The sequence below is a fragment of the Exiguobacterium sp. s168 genome (genome assembly GCF_018619035.1).
Classification (GTDB): Bacteria; Bacillota; Bacilli; order Exiguobacteriales; family Exiguobacteriaceae; genus Exiguobacterium_A; species Exiguobacterium_A acetylicum.
Genome location: NZ_JACSNE010000004.1, coordinates 23,483 through 44,470 on the forward strand (window position 1 = coordinate 23,483; position 20,988 = coordinate 44,470).

Sequence of the window (20,988 nt, forward strand, 5' to 3'; positions counted from 1 at the left end):
GTCTGAAGTAAGGAAATGAGGGTGAAGCGTGTGCAATTGATCATTGCTGAAAAACCAAAACAAGCGGAAAAACTGGCAGCTCCGTATCCGTCCGTGAAGCGGGACGGCTACATTGAAATCAAACCATGTGACCGGTTTCCGCAAGGAGCAAAACTCGCTTATGCGGTCGGGCACTTATGTGAACTGCAGGAGCCGGCGCATTATGACGCCAAATGGAAACGATGGAACTACGATCATTTGCCAATCATCCCGGAACGATTTGATTACCGACTGGCAAAAGGCAAGAGTAAACCATACCAGGTCATCAAGAAATTATTGAATGAGCGGACGACGACTTCCATCATTATAGCATCGGATGCCGAGCGAGAGGGAGAGGCAATCGTCCGATTGATCTTACGTCTCGCGAACAACGCGAAACCACTGCAACGACTCTGGATTTCGAGTCTGACGCCTCAAGCGGTTGACCATGGGTTTGCGAACCTGCTCGATGGCAAAGAAACGGAGAACATTTTTCACGAGGCGATGAGTCGCGCTTGCGCCGATTGGCTGATCGGGATGAATGCGTCCCGTGCGTATACGACGTTACTGAAGAAGAAGGGCATCGCCGACGTCTTTTCTCTCGGACGGGTCCAGACACCGACGCTCGCACTGATCGTCGAACGGGAAAAACAGATCGAGAATTTCCGACCGGAGACGTACTACGAAGTCGAGGCGGATTTTACGCGATACAAAGGAAAATACCTCAATGCAAAGAAACAGACGAAGCTGAGTGACCGGGAACAGGCACAAGCGATCGTCGATCGGACGAAAGGAACCGGAGTCGTCGCATCGATCGAGAAAAAGCGGCAGACGGAACGACCGCCGTTTTGGTTCAGTTTGTCGCTCTTACAAACAGAAGCGAGCCGACGGTTTGGTCTCGGTGCAAAAGAGACACTCGATATCGCGCAAAAGCTCTATATCCGTGGTTGGATCAGTTATCCGCGAACGGACTCTTCCTTCGTGACGAAAGAGGAGGCGGGACAGTTCCCGGTCATTCTTGATCGCTTACTGAAGCAAGCGGAATATAGCCCGATCAAGGATGTCTTGACGAATAATCCGGCCAACGATAAACGCTACGTCAATCCGGCGAAGGTCAGCGACCACTATGCGATCATTCCAACAGAAGAAGCGGGTGCCGTCGCCAAGTTATCTGGTCGGGACGCGCAAGTCTATGACTTGATTGTCCGTCGATTCCTTGCCGCCTTTGCACCGGACGCCGTCTCGGAGAAGACAGAAATCGTGACGACACGCGAGATGGATCGCTTTTTGACACGTGGCAGTCGGACGATTGATCCGGGCTTTAAACAGGTCTTACAAATCGAGTCAAAGGAAGTCGAATTACCAGCCGTCGAACAAGGACAAGAGATGCCGATCAAAGGCTGCCGTCTGCTCGAGAAACAAACGGAGCCACCGAAACGTTATACAGAAGGGACACTCATCCTCGGTATGAAAACAGCCGGTAAGTTGCTTGAAGACGAGCTGCAAGCGATCATGAAGGAAGTCGAAGGACTCGGGACGGAAGCGACTCGTGCCGGGATCATTGATGGATTAAAACGACGGGAGTACATCAAGCTCGTCAAAAAAGAGATTCATCCGACGCCAAAAGGTCGGATATTGATCGATGCCGTGACGGGAAGCATTCTTGCTTCGCCAGAGATGACAGCGAAGTGGGAGAGCCGGTTAGAGCAGATCGGCAAAGGGGAAGCGTCTGCTGCCCAGTTCATCGAACAGGCGAAAAAATTGTCGGAGCATCTCGTCGTCGATGCCAAACAACGAATCGAACAACTCGCTGTTGATCCAACACAAGTCAAAAGCAAATCACCGCGTGGAGCAACGAATCGCCCGGTCGGTCCATGTCCACTATGCCAGTCAGCAGTGCTTGATCGTGGGAAGTTTTATGGTTGCAGTGGATACCAGAAGAATAACTGTGGTTTTACATTACCGAAAACGATTCTAGGTGCCCGACTGACACAAACGGAAGTTAAAAAAGTACTCGCTGGTCAAAAAACAAAACCGCTCGAGATGAAAAAGAATGCGCGTCAGTTCAAGGCGATGCTCTATCTCGAACGCGATCAATTAAAATTCGAATTCACGAAAGGGGAAGACTGATGCAATACGAACTGATTCAAAATCAAACGTTTCGTCCTGTCTTTGAACGACTGTTACAGGAAGGGCGCCGCTTGACGGTCTGGTTTCCGGATCATATCGAGGTACAGTCGGCAGAAGGACTCGTCGAAGAAGCAGAAGAACTGTTTGGTGTGACTGCGGAAGTGATCGATGATCCACAATCATTCGGCAAGCATATCCTGCTTCCATATTTGACGGAAGTCGAGCACCGGGAAGATGGCTTCATCCGCTACGAAGCCGAGCTGACGGAAGAGTTACGCCAACTCGTACGCGAATTGACGTTACCGATGTTGACCGAAGGCGACTTCGAGGTGTTGTATTCGTATCAAATCGAGACGGAGACGGAACGCTTCTTCGTTGAAGACTGGTTCCAAGCTGATTTGCAAAAACTACCTAACTAAGTGAAACTTCCTTGAAGAGGATGACGTAGGATAAGTGATCGTCATCATTCTAGTCATTTGGAGGGTTCACTATGTTCACAGTAGCATTCATGGAAAGCGAATTGGGAGGCGACGGCTTCTTCTCGGGCATGCCGATTTTTATGGTCGGATTTTTCGTTCTCATCATCGGTTTTATTCTGTTCGGAGTCATATCTGCAGCCTCAAAGGGGATCTCAACGAATTCTTTGACGCAGCAACTGCGCGAGCATGCGGCGCGTCTCGTGAGTCCGGGTGAATCGGACGCACTGAACTACGTCGCATACTTAAAGACGTTGACACGGTTTCCGGTCGAAAAGACGAATCTTGAACCATTCCGGATTGCGACTGGTATCTTAAAGCTCGTTCAAGGGACAGATCTAATCTCTGAAACGATTAAAAAGCAGATCGAAGTCCAGTACTTACGGCTCGGCATTTTAGATGCGGATCATTTAGCTGATGAACAGCCGGTCCATCGACATCACCATCACCATTAAAAAGAGTCCTAAGGGCTCTTTTTTTGTTGAAAACGGTTGAATTGTGACATCTAATTGTCATATACAATGATTTAGATTAAAGTTGTATGAAATTGAAATCTTTTTGAGCAGAATACTGTGTATCGATTGAAAAAAGTTTACAATGAATGAACGGGAATACCTTTATTGCTGGAGAAAGATAAAGGGAAAGGAGTTGAATTCCTTTAATGAAAACATGGCTGAATCGAACGATTGGACGGCAAATCATGTCTGCGTTTTATGTGATTTTTCTGACACTGCTGCTAACGACAGGTGGTGTCTACCTATATACGAAACAACAGGTGGATGAATCACGCCAAGAATTAAAGATGTTAAACGAACATCGGACACGAGCGACGGATTTATACGAATCATGGCAAAGTATGCAGTACGAGATGCGTGGCTTCGTCTTGCTTGGTGACGAAGAGATGTTAAAAGAAATCGAAGCAAAGAAAAATGGTATCAATCAACAAACGACGTGGTTCGAGCGCAATGCACGTTTCAAAGAAGAACGGCAGTATGCAACGGACGCACGGGAACTCTATACAGCGTATACCCAACGCGTCATGCCGAGCCTCGTCAATTATGTCGCGGCGAAAAAAGACGGCAAAGTGACGGAACCGTTCTTGAAGATGCCGACGCTTGGAAAGGTCACAAAATCAAAACCACTCGATCCACAGCGGAAGTTTAACATCAAGACGAAGAGTGCGGCTGATATGAGTTCAAGTATCGTTGATATGGAGACGGTCTTTACGAAATATCGTAATTCCTTAAACGATCAAGAGATGGCAGCGCAAGAGCGGCTTGGTAAACAAGTCAACTCATCGCAAATTCTCGGAGCAGTCAATATCGCAATCCTCTTATTGATTACTCTCGTTTTCGTCCGACCATTCGTCCGCCGCTTGACGCGTCAGTTGCGTCAGTTGAACCGGGAAAGTGGACGACTCGCTAAAGGTGAGGATGCGGCACCAATCGTCATCACGAATCGTCAAGATGAGATCGGTGAATTGACGACGACGTTCAATCAGATGGCAGCCGCCATTTCGGGGCAAAAGCACCAGCTTGTCGCGAGTAACGACGAACTACAAAGTCAACAGGAAGAATTAATTGCCCAGCAAGAAGAGCTTCAATCGCAACAGGAAGAACTCGAAGAGGCACTCGATGTCACGTTACGCAATGAGACCCATTTGCGTTATCGCAATGAGTTGACCGAAACGCTTGCTTCTCGTGAAACATTGACGGCGTATCCGGCGATCATTGAAAAATTGATTACAATCACCGGTGCCGAACTCGGAGCCATCGTCTTCTTAGAGCAAGACCGTTATACGGATCTCGTTTCGTACGGGATGACGGCAGACCAAGAGCATCAGTTGTTGCATGCTTCGACATCACTACTCAAACGCGCACGTTTAAATAAACGTGCTGTACGCTCCAGTAAACAAGTGGCGAGTCATCATCCGTTGCCTTATCCGTACACAATGTATGAGATCGTCGTACCAGTGATGGACCCGGCGACGAATACGATGATTGCAAGTATCTACCTCGTTCGTTACCGGGATGCCTTCACGGAAGACCAGACGGACGAAATCTGGTCGTTCTCCCGCCAATTGGCACTATCCTTGCTCCGGATGCGTGTTTTTGAAGAAGTCGAACGGGAGCGTGAAAAGACATCAAAACTCCTACATTCGATTCGAGAAGCTGTCATTTATATCGAAGGGGAGATAATTTTTGCCAATAAACCATTGCTCGCCTTGTTCCATCACCCGGCGCACGATCAAGTGACGGATGAAGGTCTAATGACGCTTGACGTCAAAATCGAAGAACTAGCGGTACAGGTTGATCAACACGAAGCGTTCCTAGCGTACATGGATCAAATATGCAATCAGGAAGTTCCGACAGAGAGTTTGTCGCTGTCCCTCAATAAGGAAGAACGATTCGTCACGTTATATGCAGAGGAAATTCATTACGGTGGTTGTTTCCGCGGTACGATGCTCGTCTTACGTGACGTGACGGCAGAGACGGCGATCGACCGGATGAAATCGGAATTCGTCTCGACCGTATCGCATGAGTTACGGACTCCGCTTGCCTCGATTTACGGCTATACAGAATTGATGCTTGCGCGAGACGTCAATGAATCAAAACGTCAGCGGTATCTCGAGACGATTCATGGGGAAACCGAACGGTTGACGAACCTCGTCAACGACTTCCTCGATGTTCAGCGGATGGAATCGAGTCAGCAACAGTATGACTTTAAACCGCTTGATTTGACGAAAGTCATTCAGGAAACGGTCGAGTTCCATACGGCTTCGGCAAAAGATCACGAGCTAGTCCTTGATTTTGAAGAAACGACGACGGGTCGGATTCATGCTGATGAACAAAAAATGCGCCAGCTGTTCACGAATCTGATCAACAATGCGATCAAGTATTCACCGGATGGTGGTCAGATCACGATTACGATGCGTCAAGTCGAAGATCGTGTCCAGCTGATGATCGAAGACGAAGGAATCGGCATTCCGCGTCACGCGTTACCACAACTGTTCAGTAAGTTCTACCGAGTCGATAATTCGGATAGTCGAAAAATCGGCGGTACCGGTCTCGGTCTTGCGATTTGTCAGGAAATCGTTCGTTCACACGAAGGAATGATCCATGTCGAATCAACGGAAGGTGTCGGTTCCGCGTTCATCGTCGAACTACCGATCGTCCAGTCCGTCATACCGGTCACGGAATCGGCAGATGAATGTTAATGTCAAAAACGTTCTTTGATTTTTTCAATCAAAGGGCGTTTTTTTGTTGGTTTCCTCTGCAAAACGGGAACGGATTACTATCAAACTGAAAGGAAGTGAGGAGATGCGGCGAAGCAGATGGCCTTGTTAAGTCCGACGATCACTCATTCTTTGGATCCTGATCGAAGCCAGTAGTTCGTTCATTCCAGCGTATGTGATTGAGCGCTTTTACTGGGAAGGCCGGGGAATGAGTATTGCCGACGTTGTCATCGCAGAGATTGTCTTTGCTTGGGTCATGCTGATTGGTGAGGTTCCGTTTGGTTTGTTATCCGACCGGTGGGGGAAAAAGCCGTTCATTCTGGTTGGTTTCGTATGCGAGTGGTTGTCATTCACTGTGTTGCTTGAAGCCTACTCACTATCTGCCTTCCTTTTGGCGATGATCCTTGCCGGGATCGGTGGCGCAGCACTTAGTGGAGCGCTTGAAGCCCACGTCTATGAAACATTGCGAATGCATAGGATAGAGGAGCGATTCGAGACGGTCTGGCGAAAGATCTCGATTGGTGGTTTGTTAACGTCCGGACTCGCAGCACTCGTCGGTAGTTACGCCGCACAATCGGTAGACTTGATCTGGCACTATTACGTGTCCTGGTGGGTTTTGCTCGGAACAATACTCCTGACGTTTTTCTTAAAGGAAGCATCGCGAGAACAAGACGGAGAGACGAGTTCGTTGAAGACGTTGCTAAACGGTTTTTCGTTTCGACGCGTCTACGTCCGAATTCTTTGTCTTGTCTTGTTATACGGGGCGACGATTGATTTCGTCGATGAGTTTTGGCAACTCTATCTACGGGATCAAACGATACCGATGATCTATATGGGTCTCGTTTTCGTGTTATTCCAAATCATGCAGGCGATCGGTGCGTCCTTATCTCGTTTCCGGTCACCTGTCGGATGGGCGATAATCTATATCGTGTGTCTTGCGGGATTGTCGGTTGCCTCCCCGCTTGTCAGTATCGGGTTACTCGGCATGCTGTACTTGTGCTACGGCTGGGCTGAGCCGTATGTGACGACAGTTATTCAAGAAGTAGCGCCAGAAAGCGGACGTGCGACGTTTGCGTCGATGATCTCGGTCATTGAACGTTTAGCTGTGCTTGGAACCGGTACGCTGTTCGTCTTCGTCGAACGTGTCTTCTCGCTTCAGATGACCTATGCCGCGCTCGGTCTCGTCTCACTTATGTTGCTTCTATTGTATGGTGTGACGTGAACGCGTCAGAACTGAATCAAAAAAAGGACAAAGGTGCATTGACCTTTGTCCTTTTGACTGTCATTTATTACGACACGTGTCGTTGTTCCTGAGAGGAACGTGCTAATACTTGGCGAGCCGGTTGCCACATCAATAAGGAGAGGACGCCTGCAAGCGCATAGACGAGCTCGATCGCAAACATATCGGCAAGCCATCCGAACAATAGACTACCGAGACAGAAGCAGAGTGCATAAACGGTTTGTTGTACGCTGTAGACATATGGTAACCGCTCGAGTGGTGTCGTCGTTTGCAACAACGTATTCAGCTCAATTGCCCGGACTTGACTCGCAAACCCTTGGAACAGACAGGCGATCACGGCAAGTGTGACGACTGGAGCGAAGGCAAACAAGAAGGTCGCCCCAATTGATAAACCGATACTGCGATAAAGCAACGAACGTGTTCTGTGTCGACATAACATCATGTAACTGCCGGCAATCATGCTCAGCAGATAGAAGGCGTTCAAGATACCCCACCAGCGTTCCGATAGCTGGAAATGTGTATCGATGTAGACGAGGAACAGAGCAGAAATCCAAGCCGTACTGACGAACGCATCGATTCCGACGAGATACGTGTTGGCTTTCGCGAAAGGATGCGTTCGCGTGTAGCGAATACTCGACCGGAAGGAGACGTCTTCCTCTTCCATCGAAGGGTCGGGTAGAGAGCGGACGCTTCGATAGAACAGATAGCTGATGAGACTGGCACCTAAAAACAGACCAGCCGAGACGGACAAGACGGAAAGAGGGGATAACAAGCTGACCAGGATGGCGCCGAGCGGCCACATGATGAGCTGAATCACTTGATTCGAACCTTGTACGAGACTGTTAGCTTTTTGGACATCCTGACACAGTCGAGGGATGAAGGCACTTTCGATCGGACGAGCAAATCCGTCGAAGAAAGCGATACACCCAACGAGTGCGAGGACGAGAGGCAGTGGTAGATCAAATCCCCAGATGACGCCTAAGAGGATCGTCTTGAGGAGTTGACTGCCGAACAACAAGGAGGCATGAGGAACACGTTGAGCGACTTGGGCGAATAAGAAGCCGCTTCCTGTCATGCCTGCTGTGACGAGAACGGGAAACAGGGCAGCGAGACTCGCTTGCCCTGTCGTTTGATAGATCATGGCGATCAGGGAGACGATATAGAGCGCATCTCCCGCATTCGCAATCCATTGACTGACCAATAAAAGCGTAAACCGGTTCATTCTGAATGACCTCCATATCGTACGTATTTAGTTAGGAGTGAGAATTCAGAATGACTTACAACGGACGCCCTCATTTCATGTTTTTTTCTAGTGTAAGAGGAAAAAAATGGATTGTCAATCAGAATCGTGACGGGAGTTCCGGGCAACGAGTGTAAAGGGATCGACCATCGATGTCGCGGCGGCTTCGTCTTGAGCACGAGATACCGATAGCTTGATTGGTTTTAGTTGCTGGCGGAAGCGGAAAGCCCGTTCGAGTCGACTCATGAATAGATTGCTGAAAAAGACAACCAGTGCTAGTCCAATCAATGGAACGAGGAACATATGATTGAGCCACGACGTCGCTGAAAACTGGTTGAAGTAATAACCGAACATCGAGGACCACTCAAAAATCGTTGGGGCAGTTCCGACATGTAAATTAACCGTTCCAGCGAAGAAAATTTTGAAAAGTGATAAGTGAACGAGTAACATCAACGTTTGAATGAACTGTTGCATAAAGACGATTGTCAACGTCGGAATAAGGTGTGGCCAAATATGGTGTCTGAAACGATGCCACGGACTGCCACCGAGCGTCTGAGCGACAATCATGAATTCTTGACTAAGCAACTGACGGGTCTCAGCAATCAGATAAAGCGATAAAGAGGGGAGACCAAGCAAAATCAAGACGATTAATTCGAACGATACACGGTCGAACAACGGTGGGATAGCAGTCGAATCAAAGAACGTAAGTGATGGAAGCAAAATGAGTAACGCGACAAGAGAGAGCGGTAAAACTAAAAATCCATCAAGAATAAGTTTTAAGTATCGATTGACGCGAGCACTTCTAAAAGCTAGCGGAATCGCAATCACTAGCGAAAGAAACATTCGACCGAGCGCAACAATCATACAAATACCGGCTGTCCATTTAAATCCTTCAATCATCAATTGAAAGAGGTCATTGCCAGAGCGGTCTGTACCGAGCCATTGATCACTTGACGGTTTTAGTGGTGACGTCGCAAGGAACGTGCCGTCTTCAGCATACCGGTTCGAAATTTGATCGACTTGACCATCACGGAAGATTGTATTTCCAAAACTAAGCAGCAGTAAACCAGCGAGTAAAACTAAACATAGCCAGAAGATAGGATCTCGCATCAAAGTACGACGCATCAAATGCCCCCTTTCCAGGCGTTCGGAATTAGCCATTCTGCCAGTAAATCAATGATAAAGATCGGCAGATAGATTAAGAACAAGATGACCATCAAAATCGGCATTTGTCCATTATAAAAGACGAACCGGAACATACCTTGGACTTCGAATGTGTATTCAATGATTACGAGACTCGATAAGACCGTAATGATATTCGCTCGGAAAAACAGATAAAACCGATAGATCATTGTCGGAATCAAGTGTTTCCAGAAAAGAGCGGCAGGACGAATCCCTTTAGCCCGTGCAAGTTCAAGGAAAGGAGCAGCTTCCTGTTCGAGTACTTGCGTCGTCAACCATTTGATGAAGAAGAATAGTGTTGTCAACGTTAGGGTAAGAATCGGTAAAAAACGAATGTACTCAGCATAGGATCCCGCAATTTCGATTTTGTCATACCCGGTCGTTTTAAACAGATAAAGGACAAGGAATTGTGAAAGAATGATCCAGAACAGATCCGGAACCATCTCAAGCGTCCGTGTCGTCTGTTTCAGCATCATGCGTGTTTTGCGGCCACTCCGATAAAACAAATAAGCATAAAAAATCGCACACACAGCGGAGACCAGCATAGCTGTCGTAAAGATGATTAACGTCTCTTTAATAAAGGGACTGATGGTAGGAAGCAATAAGAACTCCTTTTGAGCGGTTACGTTAAAATAGGTAATCTCATCAAGTTTCGTTAATTGAGCAAATTGTTGCTTCAGACCTTCCCAGTAGCTTGCTGGGTTGAATTTCATTTGCGCAACGAGCGCCGGAAGGGCGCTGATCGCAATCAAGACAAAAAAAGCCACGATGAGCTGAATTGATTTTCGGGCGATAAAAAACATGAAGGGAAAAACTCCTTTCTTTGGATCCTCAACCGATAGCGAGGATCCGGTCATTGCCAATTTGGATCAACTGACTGTTCATATGTTTCCGGCGCAGTACGTAGCGTTCGAACTGTTGCGTTGCGATGAACGAATCACGCGTCGAGACCGTCGAGAGCGTCATCAGGACATGTTTTAATTGTGGTTGTCCTTCTTGTAATGAGAGATGCGTCATTCGGTTCGCTCCGTCGAGTCGATTGAGGAATAGTTCGATCTTACAGCCTTCTTTGATTAATTCACTGATCAGGAATGCGGCTTGTTCAATGAACGTCTCAAATTGTTGATGGAGACCGTAACCGCTCGGGGCTGATAAATTCAAGGCAATCGTAAACGTATCCTGATTGCTCGTTTCGAACACTTTCGCCTGCAGGCGACCGGTCTTCGCCGTCGCATACCAATCGATTTCTTTTGACGGTTCCGCCGTATAGGGTTTTGCACCAAGTTGAACGAGTTTGTTCTTGAGCGGTGAGTAGCGGTCTGGTCGATCACCGATCCGTAAACGTTGTAAAAGAAGCGGCGTCGCTTGCGCTGTCAAGGACGGTAAAACCGTAAATGAAGGATACGTATCGAACGTAAAGAGATAGACGCCCATCTTCCAAGGCAAGCGAATCGTCAAGATGATCTCATCGAACTCGGCCGGTCCACGGCGAACCGTCTGAATCGGAATCGTCACCGTGTCTTCAGAGTCAATCACTGCATAAAATGTTGCCGGGTGTAGTGGGTCCATCTCCGGGAAGATGACTCCGCCATCTGTGTGCAAACGAAGTGTCGCTTCGAGCCCAAGCTGATTCAAGGCTTCGACGCCGAAGACTTGTAAGTGGAGCGACGTCTGTTCTTGATTGAACATCAGGGATTCATAATGTTTCCATTCGATTGCGACGTCCCGTTGGAGCTGCTTTTCTGTTCGCCCGACGACGAAATGAATCGTCGCCAAAGCTGCGAACAGGAAACCGAGGACGGAAAGACGCGGAATGAAGAGGAAGATGAACGTCATCGTGACGTACAGTGGAAAAAGTCGGCGTTCAAGCCAAAACGGGACGGAATGTTCAATCTGCATGATTCATCACCCCATCTCGACCGGAACCGGCACGTCGTCCAGAATATGCGTCAAGACAGCCGCTTTCGTCGTCTTGATTCCACCTTCAAGTGTCAGTGTCAGGCGGTGGGACAGGACATGTTTTGCAAGATATTTGATATCTTCCGGGATGATGAAGTCGCGTTGATTCAAGAACGCGTAGCTTTGCGAGGCGCGAAGCAACGCAATCGCTCCACGCGGACTGACGCCGACTTCAATGAGTTCATGGTTTCGTGTCGCTTGGACGATATGGAGCAAGTAATCGAGCACGTCTTGCGATGCATGGACGCGGCGTGCCTCTTCCTGCCAGGAAATCAAGTCACCGCCTGACGCGATGCCGACAGCTGACCGACGGACGTTCGTCAGAATCTCAGACAATAACCGGCGTTCGTTCTCAAAATCCGGATAACCGACTTCGATTGCGACCATGAATCGGTCGAGTTGGGCGTCCGGTAGTGGGAACGTTCCTGCCGATTCAATCGGGTTTTGTGTCGCAATGACGAAGAATGGGGCCGGCATCTGATAGGTCGTTCCACCGATCGAGACCTGACGTTCTTCCATCGCTTCGAGCAGTGCCGATTGTGTCCGCGGAACAGCGCGGTTGATCTCATCAATCAAGACGACGTTCGCGAATAATGGACCGCGTTTATTCTCGAACTCCTGCGTCTTTAAGTTGAAGAAGTCTGAACCGATGACGTCTGACGGGAGAAGGTCCGCCGTGAACTGGATCCGCGAGAAGGCACTCTCAAAGCTCTGAGCGAGTGCCTTGGCAAGCATCGTTTTCCCTGTTCCCGGTACATCTTCAAGGAGGATGTGTCCTTCAGCGATGAGTGCCGTCAGACAGAGATCGATGACGTCCGGTTTACCGAGATAGATCGAATTGAGTTGGTCTTTTAATTGTTGTAGTTTCATAGGAAATCCCTCCAAGGTTAAATGGTTGAGTAGCGTGCTAATTGTTGTTCAAAGCGCAGAATCTCATCGTCCGTGACGATCGTTTCTGACACGTCACCGTAGCGGATATCCCGATATAACTGAAAGTCGACAGGGACCTCAATCCGACGTAACCAGTCTTCAAGCGTCTCGTTCGGACGACGTTGCTGACTGCGTGGTAAGTGTTGCTCAAAGCGGATGACGAGATTACGGACACGTGAAGATGAATATGATGCATACAGATAAGGCGATTTTCTTAAAGAAGCAGGACGAAAGATCGATTGAGCTAGTGGAACGTCATCGGTCAACTCTCCTTTAGGACTGCTCCGTTTTTTCACGCGACGCGATTGAACGAGTTTCCAGACCATGAAACTAAACAAGCTGATTAAAATGACATATTGTAGATAAGAAAGAGGGGAGTCAGAGGCATCCGCTTTAAGGGATTTCCAAAGCTCCTTTGGACCAGGTATTCGTGCGATTGGACTAAATGGCATCTTGTCTCTTGTTTTAACATGAGAGTGACCAGGATCAGTTTTACGATCAATGTCTCCATCTACGTATCGCCAGTCTGATGGATTTTTAACAGGACCCGGCATGATGTAATGCGTATAGACGTATGTTGTGACGGTTTGAAACAAGAACAGACCAATCAAAATGACACCAAGCGACATGATGAAGCGTTGCCGTAACACAAGCGATTCTCCTTCCTGTATTTAAGGAAAAAATATCCATATGTACTTAGGAAGATTTTAGCATACACGCTTAACAAATAAAAACAATTTTCTGAAAATAAAGACGATGTGAGACGATTCATTTTCAAGTGGTGAGGGTATGATGGAATCAGTGGTTCTTGAAAGAGAAAGGGTGTTTTGTATGAAATTGATTATTTTTGGAGCGACGGGTCAAACGGGGCAAGAACTGGTCAAGCAAGCGATTGATCACGGGCATGAGGTCACAGCGTTCGTCCGTAGTCCGGAAAAACTGACACTACATGATGAACGGTTACATGTCGTTAAAGGCGACGTGCTCGATCAAGAAGCGGTGACGGCTGCTGTTGCCGGACAAGAGGCTGTCCTGACGGCTCTTGGCACAGAGAGTCTTGCATACAGTGGCTTTTTAGAACGGAGTCTCGTCCGGATCGTGACAGCGATGAAAAAACAGGGGGTAGACCGGATCGGTTATGTTGCGTCTGCCGGTGTTGATGATGAATTACCGGGTGTACAAGGGATGCTCGCTCAGCGGATTCTGAAAAATCCACTAAAGGATCACCGTCAAGCGATCACGCTTTTGCAACAAGCAGATTTGAACTATACGGTAGCCCGACCACTCCGTTTACTGAACGGTCCGTTGACGGGGCTTTATCGTCAAGCAGATACAGGTGTACCGGAAGACGCAAAACAGATCAATCGCGCAGATGTGGCGCATTTTCTCTTACAGGCAATCGAGACAGAGGATCATATTAAATCGAGTGTCGGTTTAGCAGAATGAAGAAAAAAGGATTCTCCCATATATGGAAGAGTCCTTTTTGATTGCTTATTGTTGACGATAGACGGAGACCGAACCACCGTTAACGAAGAATTGACCGTAGCCATCTTGGTTGATCGTAACCGACTTCGTGTTGTTACCGGTGATGTCTGTCCAAACTTCTCCTTTGTTCTGAAGACCGACGTACATCCACTTGCTACCGCCAGGACCATCTGAAAGGATTGTCGCAAGACCGGATTTCGTCCGGTCTGAGACGCCTTCACGTGTCCAACCGATGATGTCTTGGTTATCGAGGTAATCATTTTGTTTCCCGAACGCGAAGTCCTTCCGTGCTTTGAGTAACGGATCAATCTTCGAAGCGAGTGCTGGAATTTCGCGATTCGACGTGCCCTTTGTACCATAGTAGTCACCATAAAAGACCGACGGATAACCTTGTTCACGTGTCAGGATCATCGCGTAAGCAAGCGGTTTGAACCATGACTGAACCGTTGATTCAAGCGATTGTCCAGGTTGCGAATCATGGTTCTCAACGAGTGTGACGGCCTGGACTGGATTACTCTTAACGAGAGTACCGTCAAAGATCGTCCGCATGTCGTAATACCCGCCGCCTTTACTTGCCTGTTCGAACTTATAATGAAGCGGTGCATCAAAGACGGATTGTTGATAATTCGTTCGGCTTAAGTAGTTTTGCAACGTGCCGAGATCGTTCTGCCAATACTCTGCGACTGTGAACAATGGTTTACCCGTCGTCTGACGAACGTTTGCGAGCCAGTCCGCTAAGTAACCGTGTTTGATATGCTTGACGGCATCGAGACGGAACCCATCAAGACCAAGTTCGTTGACGTACCATTTTCCCCAGTTCTTCATTTCTTGCTGGACTTCTGGATGATCGAAGTCGAGATCCGCATACATCAAGTAATCATAGTTGCCATTTTCAGTTGAGACATCCGTATCCCACGCTTTACCGGTACCGCGGAACTTGTAGATGGCGCTTTTTGAACGCGATTGATCCCAGTCCGTGCCGTCGAAATGGTACCATTTCCATTTGAAGTTTGAGTATAGGTTATTTCGTGCTGCAAAATTGAATCCCGTCCATGCCTGGATTTGATAATCGCCCGAGATTTCTTGATTACGGTTACCCGGATTGATTTCGACTGCCGTGACGGCTTCCGTGAAATCGGCGCCACCTTTATGATTCATGACGACATCGCCATAGACATCGATTCCAGCGGTATGCAATTGTCCGATTGCCGTTTTTAATTGCGCCTTTGTGCCGTATTTCGTACGGACCGTTCCTTTTTGGTTGAACTCACCTAAATCGTACAAATCGTAGGCACCGTACCCGACATCATTTTGCGAGGTACCTTTGTAAGCAGGGGGAATCCAGACCGATGTAATTCCGAGTTGATCAAGCTTTGTTGCGTCACTCCCGAGACGGTTCCAGTGGTTACCGTCATTTGGCACATACCATTCGAAATACTGCATCATCGTTCCGTTGTCAGCCGTTGCGCCGACTGCAATCGGTTGCACAAGTGGCGCTAAAAAAGCAGCGGATGCGACGGTTGCTAAAATCCATCTTTTTTGTTTCACGTAAAGACCTCCTCATGATTTGTGAAAGCGCTTGCATTATTTATTATAGGGAAGCTTTAGACAGGAGGAATATCGTCCCGGATTCTTATTTGTAAGTCTATTTTGTTCGTGACTTTTGACCCTAGAATATTTCTTCTGAAGAACTATTTTGATGGGATTGACGTCATGAATGAAAAAAATCAGGACCATCTAACCGTTGCCTTTCGATGAATATTCTGAACGACGACTCATCTTCAAAAAAGCAGGTCTATCGTCCATCTTCCACCAGGAATGGATTCGGTGTGAAAATGAGCGTGTAACACCAGCTTTCATACATACCATTCAAGGGGGAACACACATGAACTGGAAGTCAAAGGTCACAGGTGCGCTTGCCGCAACACTTGCACTCGGGTCAATCGTCTTTACACCGGTTACAGCAAAAACAGTTGATCCAAAACAAGTTTCAGCAGGTCCGCAGATGGTCACGTCACAATCGACGATCGATGCGTATTATTTACCAGCAGCGGGCAAGACAGGGGCAGCGTTGAAGGCATCGCTGCACGATATCATTGACAACCATACACAAGTGTCATACGACACGGTATGGACAGCACTGAAAGAAACGGATCAAGATCCAAACAATGCGAATAACGTCATCGAGTTATACACGGGGAAATCGATTTCAAAGAGCAGTAACGGTGGGAATGTCGGTCAGTGGAATCGTGAACATGTCTGGGCCAAGTCACACGGTGACTTTGGTACGACGAACGGTCCTGGAACAGACTTGCATCACTTGCGTCCGGAAGATGTCGTCGTCAACAGCGCACGTGGGAATCTAGATTTCGATAATGGCGGTACGAAGTACAGTGGATGTGATTGCTACCGCGATAGCGATTCGTGGGAACCACCAAACCGTGTCAAAGGTGATATCGCGCGGATGATCTTCTACATGGCGGTTCGTTATGAAGGTGGCGGAGAAATCGATCTCGAAGCCTCAGAAAACGTCAATAATGGTTCGAATCCGTTACACGGCAAATTGTCGACGCTGAAAGCATGGAATAAGCTTGACCCAGTCGATAGCTTCGAGAAACGTCGCAACGATGTCATCTTCGAGAAGTGGCAAAAAAACCGGAATCCGTTCATCGATCATCCGGAATACGTAACATCAATTTGGGGAAATTGATGACGAATCAATCAATAGGAAAATGCGATGTTCTCAAGAGAAGAGAAGATCGCATTTTTTATGCTGTGAAGCACCACGGTCTTGAAACTTTTTGAAGAATCATGCGTAGTGCTTACCGTAAGCCATTTTTTAGTAGAAAGGTCGTACGGTATGATCAAACGCACGTTTAACAAACGAAACATCAAATGGATGGTTGGTGGGGGGCTCGTCGCTTGTGTCGCCTTCTGGTACAGTGTCGGTATTTTCGTCAATAAAGGGGAGCGACCACTCGCTGATGGGACGTCACCGTATGTCATTGTCCTCGGTGCGGGTGTCAAAGGAGAAAAACCTTCGCAAATCCTACATAATCGGATTCAGGCAGCTGCTGCATATGGGAAACAACATTCAGAAGTCCGCTTCATCTTAAGTGGTGGACAAGGTCCGGATGAAGATATTTCAGAAGCAGAAGCGATGCGACGCGGAATGATGGCGTCCGGGATTGCTGAAGAGCGATTGATCCTTGAAGCCGACTCGACATCAACGACAGAAAATCTAAAGTTTTCAAAAGCGTTGTTGCCAAATGATGTTAATCAAGTTTCAATCGTCACGTCGGATTTCCACTTATACCGTGCTCGTAAAGAAGCACAGCAACTCGGTTTACGGACGGATGCGATTCCGGCTGAAACGCCACTTTCAGGAGTTCTTCGATTCGGGATGCGCGAACGCGTTGCGATCGTTGTTCAATTTCTACGCTAAAATCCCCGACACGCTAAACATGTCGGGGAGAAAGAAGAAGTGCATTGAATGATTAAATGCCTTCACCTTTATGTTTTTCCTCAGAAGATTGAGAGTCATTTGCTTGTTTGTCGGAAGCATCATGCTCTGCTGGTGGTTCTTCTTTGCCGAGTGCGACATCCTTCGCTTCGACGACTTTATTGCTGATAGCATTTAAGTCACCTTTCGTCTCATTTACTGTCTCTTTCACCGTCGAGGCATCTGACTTCACCGTTTCAAGTTCTTTGTTCACTTTATCATAGACATTCTGAACATCAGACGCGACTTCTTGAATGATGCTTGAAGCACTCTTCACTTGAGTGATGACTTGTGATGCTTTACCTGAAGGATCTTCCTTGATGGAAGAGGCGAGGGTCGAGACGGAATCTTTCGCACCACGTAAACTCTGTTTCGTATTTTGGCGGGACGAAGAACTAAGTAGCGTCAATAAACCGCCAACAAGGGCACCGAGCAACATCCCTGTGACGAGGTTGATTTGACGACCTGATGATTCTTCCTGATCGAACTGGCGATTCGGTTGTTCTGCGTGTACTGCGTGTGGATCATGTTGAAGCTTCGGTTCCATGATGAACACTCCCTTGAGATAATATTTGACCATGATATGGATATACCCTTGTGACTGAATCAAAAACATCTAAAAAAAACATGTATTTGAAATGAAACAAAAAAGACCACCGTGATATGATGGTCTAAGAGGTTCATTTGTTGAATGAATCATCATCTTTTTCGTGACGAAGTTTTCGGTTGATTTCATCATAATCGATTTCGATATCATCTTTGTTGCCCTTGTAGCCATATCCTTTGGAAATGACGATAATCGAGGCGACCAAGACGAATACGATGATGAGAATGGAGACGACATATAACCACATAGTCCACTCCTCCTTTCGTTCACTTTCTAGTATGACGGAAAACGCAGCTTCCGTCTAAACGAAATTGTAGGTTGTGTGCTAAACTAATTTCAGATAAACATGTTAAACGGAACGAGGTGACGGCGGATGAGTATTTTGGTCGTAGATGATGAGTTAACCAATTTAATGCTCTTAGAGCGCTTGTTAGAAAATGAAGGCTATGACGTCGTCAAAGCAATGAGTGGGGAAGAAGCAATCGAATTAATGGACGATCCGTTATTCATTGAACAGTTGGACGTCGTTCTCCTCGACGTCGAAATGCCAGGGATCAGCGGAATCGAAGCGACACGTTTGATTCGAAAACGGTTTGGTCTCGATGAATTGCCAATTCTGATTGTTTCCGGGCGATCAAACGAAGAAGATATCGTTGATGGACTGAATGCAGGGGCATCCGATTATACAACGAAACCAATCCGTAAAACGGAATTGCTCGCGCGAGTTCGTAACGCGATCGGTCTGAAGCAAGCAATCGATGCGCGAAAACGATATGAAAAAGTATTACAGGAAGACTTTGATTTGGCGCAAAAACTGCAACAGAGTGTGCTCAGTGCGAATATTGAAGACGATGAGATCCGCATCATGGCGACGTATATCCCGTCTAAGAAACTAGCGGGAGATATGTACGCCTGGTACCGCATCTCTCAGAATAAATACGGCATCATCTTGTTTGACGTCATGGGACACGGTGTCTCTTCTGCGCTGATCACGATGGGAATGAGCTCGATTTTATTCGAACTCGTGCACCGGATTGGTGATCCAGCACAAGTACTCGAAGAATTGAATCAGCAGATGAGTCGATTGTTCCCAGGAGACGAGACAGAAATCTATTTCACTGCCGTTTACCTCTACATCGACCTAGATGAGATGAAGCTCAGCTATGCGAACGCAGGGCACCCGCCTGGTTTGTTGCGCATGAATGATCAAATCATTCCGCTTGAGAATACGGGACTTCCTGTCGGTATGTTTGAAGACTCGACATATTCGAGCAAGACGATCGACATCGTCTCACCAGGATGTGTCTACCTGTACACGGATGGTTTCATGGAATTGTACAGTAAAGGTATCGATGAGGGAATCCACGCTATCCAGAACCTGATCGAACAACAAGGACCGAGCATCCATCAGTTGATTCAACCGGATCAGAGCGATGAAGCGGATGACCTGTGTCTCGTGACGGTCGAAATCAATTAACCTGTAAGTGAAAAGACTCAGCGACGGAAACACCGTCACTGAGTCTTTTTTGAGTCTTACAAGCTCTGAATCTACTTGAACTAAAAGAACCTTCTCCGCCATAGGATAAATGCGGCAAGGCCTGAGAAGAAAATCATCATTCCGAAGACGATCCAGAAACCAATGACTTCACCTTCCCACGGAACATGAACGTTCATCCCGAACATTCCGGAAATCATCGTCGGGATCGAGATGACGATCGTAATCGAAGCAAGGAACTTCATGACGAAGTTGACATTGTTCGAGATGACGGAACCGAATGTATCCATCGTCGAACTGATGATATCTTTATAGATTTGTGCCATCTCCATTGCTTGACGGTGTTCGACGAAGACGTCTTCGAGTAAGTCTTCGTCATCCTCGTGCTTCTCGAGACTCGGTGTCTTGATGATCCGGTCGAGGACACCATCGTTCGATTTCAATGACGTCATGAAATAGACCAATGATTTTTGAAGGTTCATCAATTGAAAGATTTCTTGATTTCGCATCGAACGTTGAAGTTCTTCCTCAAGTTCGTCCATACGACGGTCGATTTGACGCAAAAAACGTAGATACGAAGAACTGACTTTATAGAGAATCTGGAACACGAAGCGCGATCGATAATTCGTCCGGAATCCTCGCAACTTACCACTCGAGAATAACGTCAGTACATCGAGCTGTTGCGAACAAACGGTGATAAAATGACGGGATGTCACGATGATACCGAGCGGGATCGTATTATAACGGCGTCCTGATGATTCTTCTTCGATGTAGGGAACGTCGACGATCATCAGAAGACCTTCTTCATCTTTTTCAAAACGTGGTTTTTCTTCCACGTCCAAAGGGTCATAAATGAAATCCTCTGGAATTTTCGTAGCAGCGATGACTTGGTCGGCTTCGTCCTTTGTCGGATTGACAAGATGGATCCAGGAACCTTTCGTGAACTCCTGTATCTCGTTGACTGCCCCGGTGACATCGCTTCGATAAATCGTCAACATATTGTCTATCCCTCCTGCTCTTCACTGTCTCATTATAGAAATAGATACGACGGCGTGTAAATGATTCTCCGATTTTTTTTTATGAAGATTAGTGATAAGATGAAAACAGAGGAGGGGAAGACATGCCTTTTTTTAATGCTAAGAAGCTCGAAGAACTTCAATCGATCGCAGGTGGAGACCATGCGTTTCTTCAAAAAATCGGAGAGACGTATATCGCACAGTTCGATCGGAAATTTCCTGAACTAAAAGATGCCGTCGCCAAACAAGATGCTGAGCAAACTGAAAAGCTGGCTCACTTGTTAAAAGGTGCTTCCTATTCCGTTGCTGCTGATGATTTAGCGGATGATTTCGAACTGCTTGAAAAAGAAGCAGAATCTGGTTCGATGACCGGAACACAAGAAATCGTCGATCGGATTGAGCAATGCATGGTGGAATTCCGTGTCGTCTGGCTCGATGTCTTTACTGGGAAAAACATTGACGCTTTACGTTAA

General features: G+C 47.2%; 20 protein-coding genes. 10 read left to right on the top strand and 10 right to left on the bottom strand.

Going from position 1 to position 20,988, the window contains the following annotated elements; genetic code table 11:
• Positions 1-30 precede the first annotated feature (30 nt).
• The 5 genes from KNQ15_RS03915 to KNQ15_RS03935 all read left to right on the top strand — a co-directional run bounded on the left by KNQ15_RS03915 (position 31) and on the right by KNQ15_RS03935 (position 7,081).
• Positions 31-2,148: a DNA topoisomerase III gene (locus KNQ15_RS03915; protein ID WP_214727879.1), complete on the top strand. Its 2,118-nt coding sequence runs from the start codon at positions 31-33 to the stop codon at positions 2,146-2,148.
• Positions 2,148-2,567, top strand: coding sequence for a hypothetical protein (locus tag KNQ15_RS03920; RefSeq protein WP_023467641.1), 420 nt, complete (start codon positions 2,148-2,150; stop codon positions 2,565-2,567). The genes KNQ15_RS03915 and KNQ15_RS03920 overlap by 1 nt, the downstream gene beginning before the upstream one ends.
• A 71-nt stretch (positions 2,568-2,638) precedes the next feature.
• Positions 2,639-3,079 (top strand): hypothetical protein, encoded by a 441-nt coding sequence (locus KNQ15_RS03925; protein WP_214727881.1) that lies wholly within the window; start codon positions 2,639-2,641, stop codon positions 3,077-3,079.
• A 206-nt stretch (positions 3,080-3,285) separates the two neighbouring features.
• Positions 3,286-5,841: a sensor histidine kinase gene (locus KNQ15_RS03930; protein WP_214727883.1), complete on the top strand. Its 2,556-nt coding sequence runs from the start codon at positions 3,286-3,288 to the stop codon at positions 5,839-5,841.
• A gap of 181 nt (positions 5,842-6,022) precedes the next feature.
• Positions 6,023-7,081: an MFS transporter gene (locus KNQ15_RS03935; protein ID WP_353048888.1), complete on the top strand. Its 1,059-nt coding sequence runs from the start codon at positions 6,023-6,025 to the stop codon at positions 7,079-7,081.
• A gap of 67 nt (positions 7,082-7,148) precedes the next feature.
• On the opposite strand, the gene KNQ15_RS03940 is transcribed toward KNQ15_RS03935, so the two are convergent.
• The 6 genes from KNQ15_RS03940 to KNQ15_RS03965 all read right to left on the bottom strand — a co-directional run bounded on the left by KNQ15_RS03940 (position 7,149) and on the right by KNQ15_RS03965 (position 13,060).
• Positions 7,149-8,321 (bottom strand): MFS transporter, encoded by a 1,173-nt coding sequence (locus KNQ15_RS03940; protein ID WP_214727888.1) that lies wholly within the window; start codon positions 8,319-8,321, stop codon positions 7,149-7,151.
• Between the two features lie 114 nt (positions 8,322-8,435).
• Positions 8,436-9,464 carry an ABC transporter permease subunit gene (locus KNQ15_RS03945; protein WP_214727891.1) on the bottom strand — a complete coding sequence of 343 codons (1,029 nt, stop codon included), beginning with the start codon at positions 9,462-9,464 and terminating at the stop codon, positions 8,436-8,438.
• The gene (locus KNQ15_RS03950) at positions 9,464-10,324 is read right to left on the bottom strand and encodes an ABC transporter permease subunit (protein WP_047390994.1); all 861 of its coding nucleotides are present in this window, start codon (positions 10,322-10,324) and stop codon (positions 9,464-9,466) included. The genes KNQ15_RS03945 and KNQ15_RS03950 overlap by 1 nt, the downstream gene beginning before the upstream one ends.
• Before the next feature lie 28 nt (positions 10,325-10,352).
• Positions 10,353-11,420, bottom strand: coding sequence for a DUF58 domain-containing protein (locus KNQ15_RS03955; RefSeq protein ID WP_214727893.1), 1,068 nt, complete (start codon positions 11,418-11,420; stop codon positions 10,353-10,355).
• A gap of 6 nt (positions 11,421-11,426) precedes the next feature.
• Complete coding sequence (locus tag KNQ15_RS03960; RefSeq protein ID WP_029341157.1) at positions 11,427-12,350, bottom strand: AAA family ATPase; 924 nt, start codon at positions 12,348-12,350, stop codon at positions 11,427-11,429.
• Between the two features lie 17 nt (positions 12,351-12,367).
• Positions 12,368-13,060 carry a hypothetical protein gene (locus tag KNQ15_RS03965; protein ID WP_214727895.1) on the bottom strand — a complete coding sequence of 231 codons (693 nt, stop codon included), beginning with the start codon at positions 13,058-13,060 and terminating at the stop codon, positions 12,368-12,370.
• Between the two features lie 181 nt (positions 13,061-13,241).
• On the opposite strand from KNQ15_RS03965, the gene KNQ15_RS03970 reads away from it, so the two are divergent.
• Positions 13,242-13,856 carry an NAD(P)-dependent oxidoreductase gene (locus tag KNQ15_RS03970; protein ID WP_214727897.1) on the top strand — a complete coding sequence of 205 codons (615 nt, stop codon included), beginning with the start codon at positions 13,242-13,244 and terminating at the stop codon, positions 13,854-13,856.
• Between the two features lie 45 nt (positions 13,857-13,901).
• On the opposite strand, the gene amyS is transcribed toward KNQ15_RS03970, so the two are convergent.
• Positions 13,902-15,443 (bottom strand): alpha-amylase, encoded by a 1,542-nt coding sequence (amyS, locus tag KNQ15_RS03975; RefSeq protein WP_214727899.1) that lies wholly within the window; start codon positions 15,441-15,443, stop codon positions 13,902-13,904.
• A gap of 337 nt (positions 15,444-15,780) precedes the next feature.
• Here amyS and KNQ15_RS03980 point away from each other — a divergent pair, with 337 nt between their 5' ends.
• Both KNQ15_RS03980 and KNQ15_RS03985 read left to right on the top strand, forming a co-directional pair.
• Positions 15,781-16,605 carry an endonuclease I family protein gene (locus tag KNQ15_RS03980; RefSeq protein ID WP_029341161.1) on the top strand — a complete coding sequence of 275 codons (825 nt, stop codon included), beginning with the start codon at positions 15,781-15,783 and terminating at the stop codon, positions 16,603-16,605.
• Positions 16,606-16,755: 150 nt separating this feature from the next.
• Positions 16,756-17,340 (top strand): YdcF family protein, encoded by a 585-nt coding sequence (locus tag KNQ15_RS03985; RefSeq protein ID WP_214727901.1) that lies wholly within the window; start codon positions 16,756-16,758, stop codon positions 17,338-17,340.
• Between the two features lie 52 nt (positions 17,341-17,392).
• Here KNQ15_RS03985 and KNQ15_RS03990 read toward each other — a convergent pair whose 3' ends face one another.
• Together KNQ15_RS03990 and ytzI are read right to left on the bottom strand one after the other, a co-directional pair.
• Entirely contained in the window at positions 17,393-17,944 is a 552-nt protein-coding gene (locus tag KNQ15_RS03990; RefSeq protein WP_214727903.1) for a hypothetical protein, read from the bottom strand.
• 133 nt (positions 17,945-18,077) lie between these two features.
• The gene (gene ytzI / locus KNQ15_RS03995) at positions 18,078-18,251 is read right to left on the bottom strand and encodes a YtzI protein (protein WP_143404442.1); all 174 of its coding nucleotides are present in this window, start codon (positions 18,249-18,251) and stop codon (positions 18,078-18,080) included.
• A gap of 126 nt (positions 18,252-18,377) precedes the next feature.
• Between ytzI and KNQ15_RS04000 the strand changes: the two genes are divergently transcribed.
• Positions 18,378-19,481, top strand: a complete 1,104-nt coding sequence (locus KNQ15_RS04000) for a PP2C family protein-serine/threonine phosphatase (RefSeq protein WP_214727905.1) — start codon at positions 18,378-18,380, stop codon at positions 19,479-19,481.
• Positions 19,482-19,561: 80 nt separating this feature from the next.
• Here KNQ15_RS04000 and KNQ15_RS04005 read toward each other — a convergent pair whose 3' ends face one another.
• Positions 19,562-20,497 carry a magnesium transporter CorA family protein gene (locus KNQ15_RS04005; protein WP_029341164.1) on the bottom strand — a complete coding sequence of 312 codons (936 nt, stop codon included), beginning with the start codon at positions 20,495-20,497 and terminating at the stop codon, positions 19,562-19,564.
• Between the two features lie 122 nt (positions 20,498-20,619).
• Here KNQ15_RS04005 and KNQ15_RS04010 point away from each other — a divergent pair, with 122 nt between their 5' ends.
• A complete protein-coding gene (locus KNQ15_RS04010) occupies positions 20,620-20,988 on the top strand; it encodes an Hpt domain-containing protein (RefSeq protein ID WP_064300248.1) in 369 nt (122 codons plus the stop codon).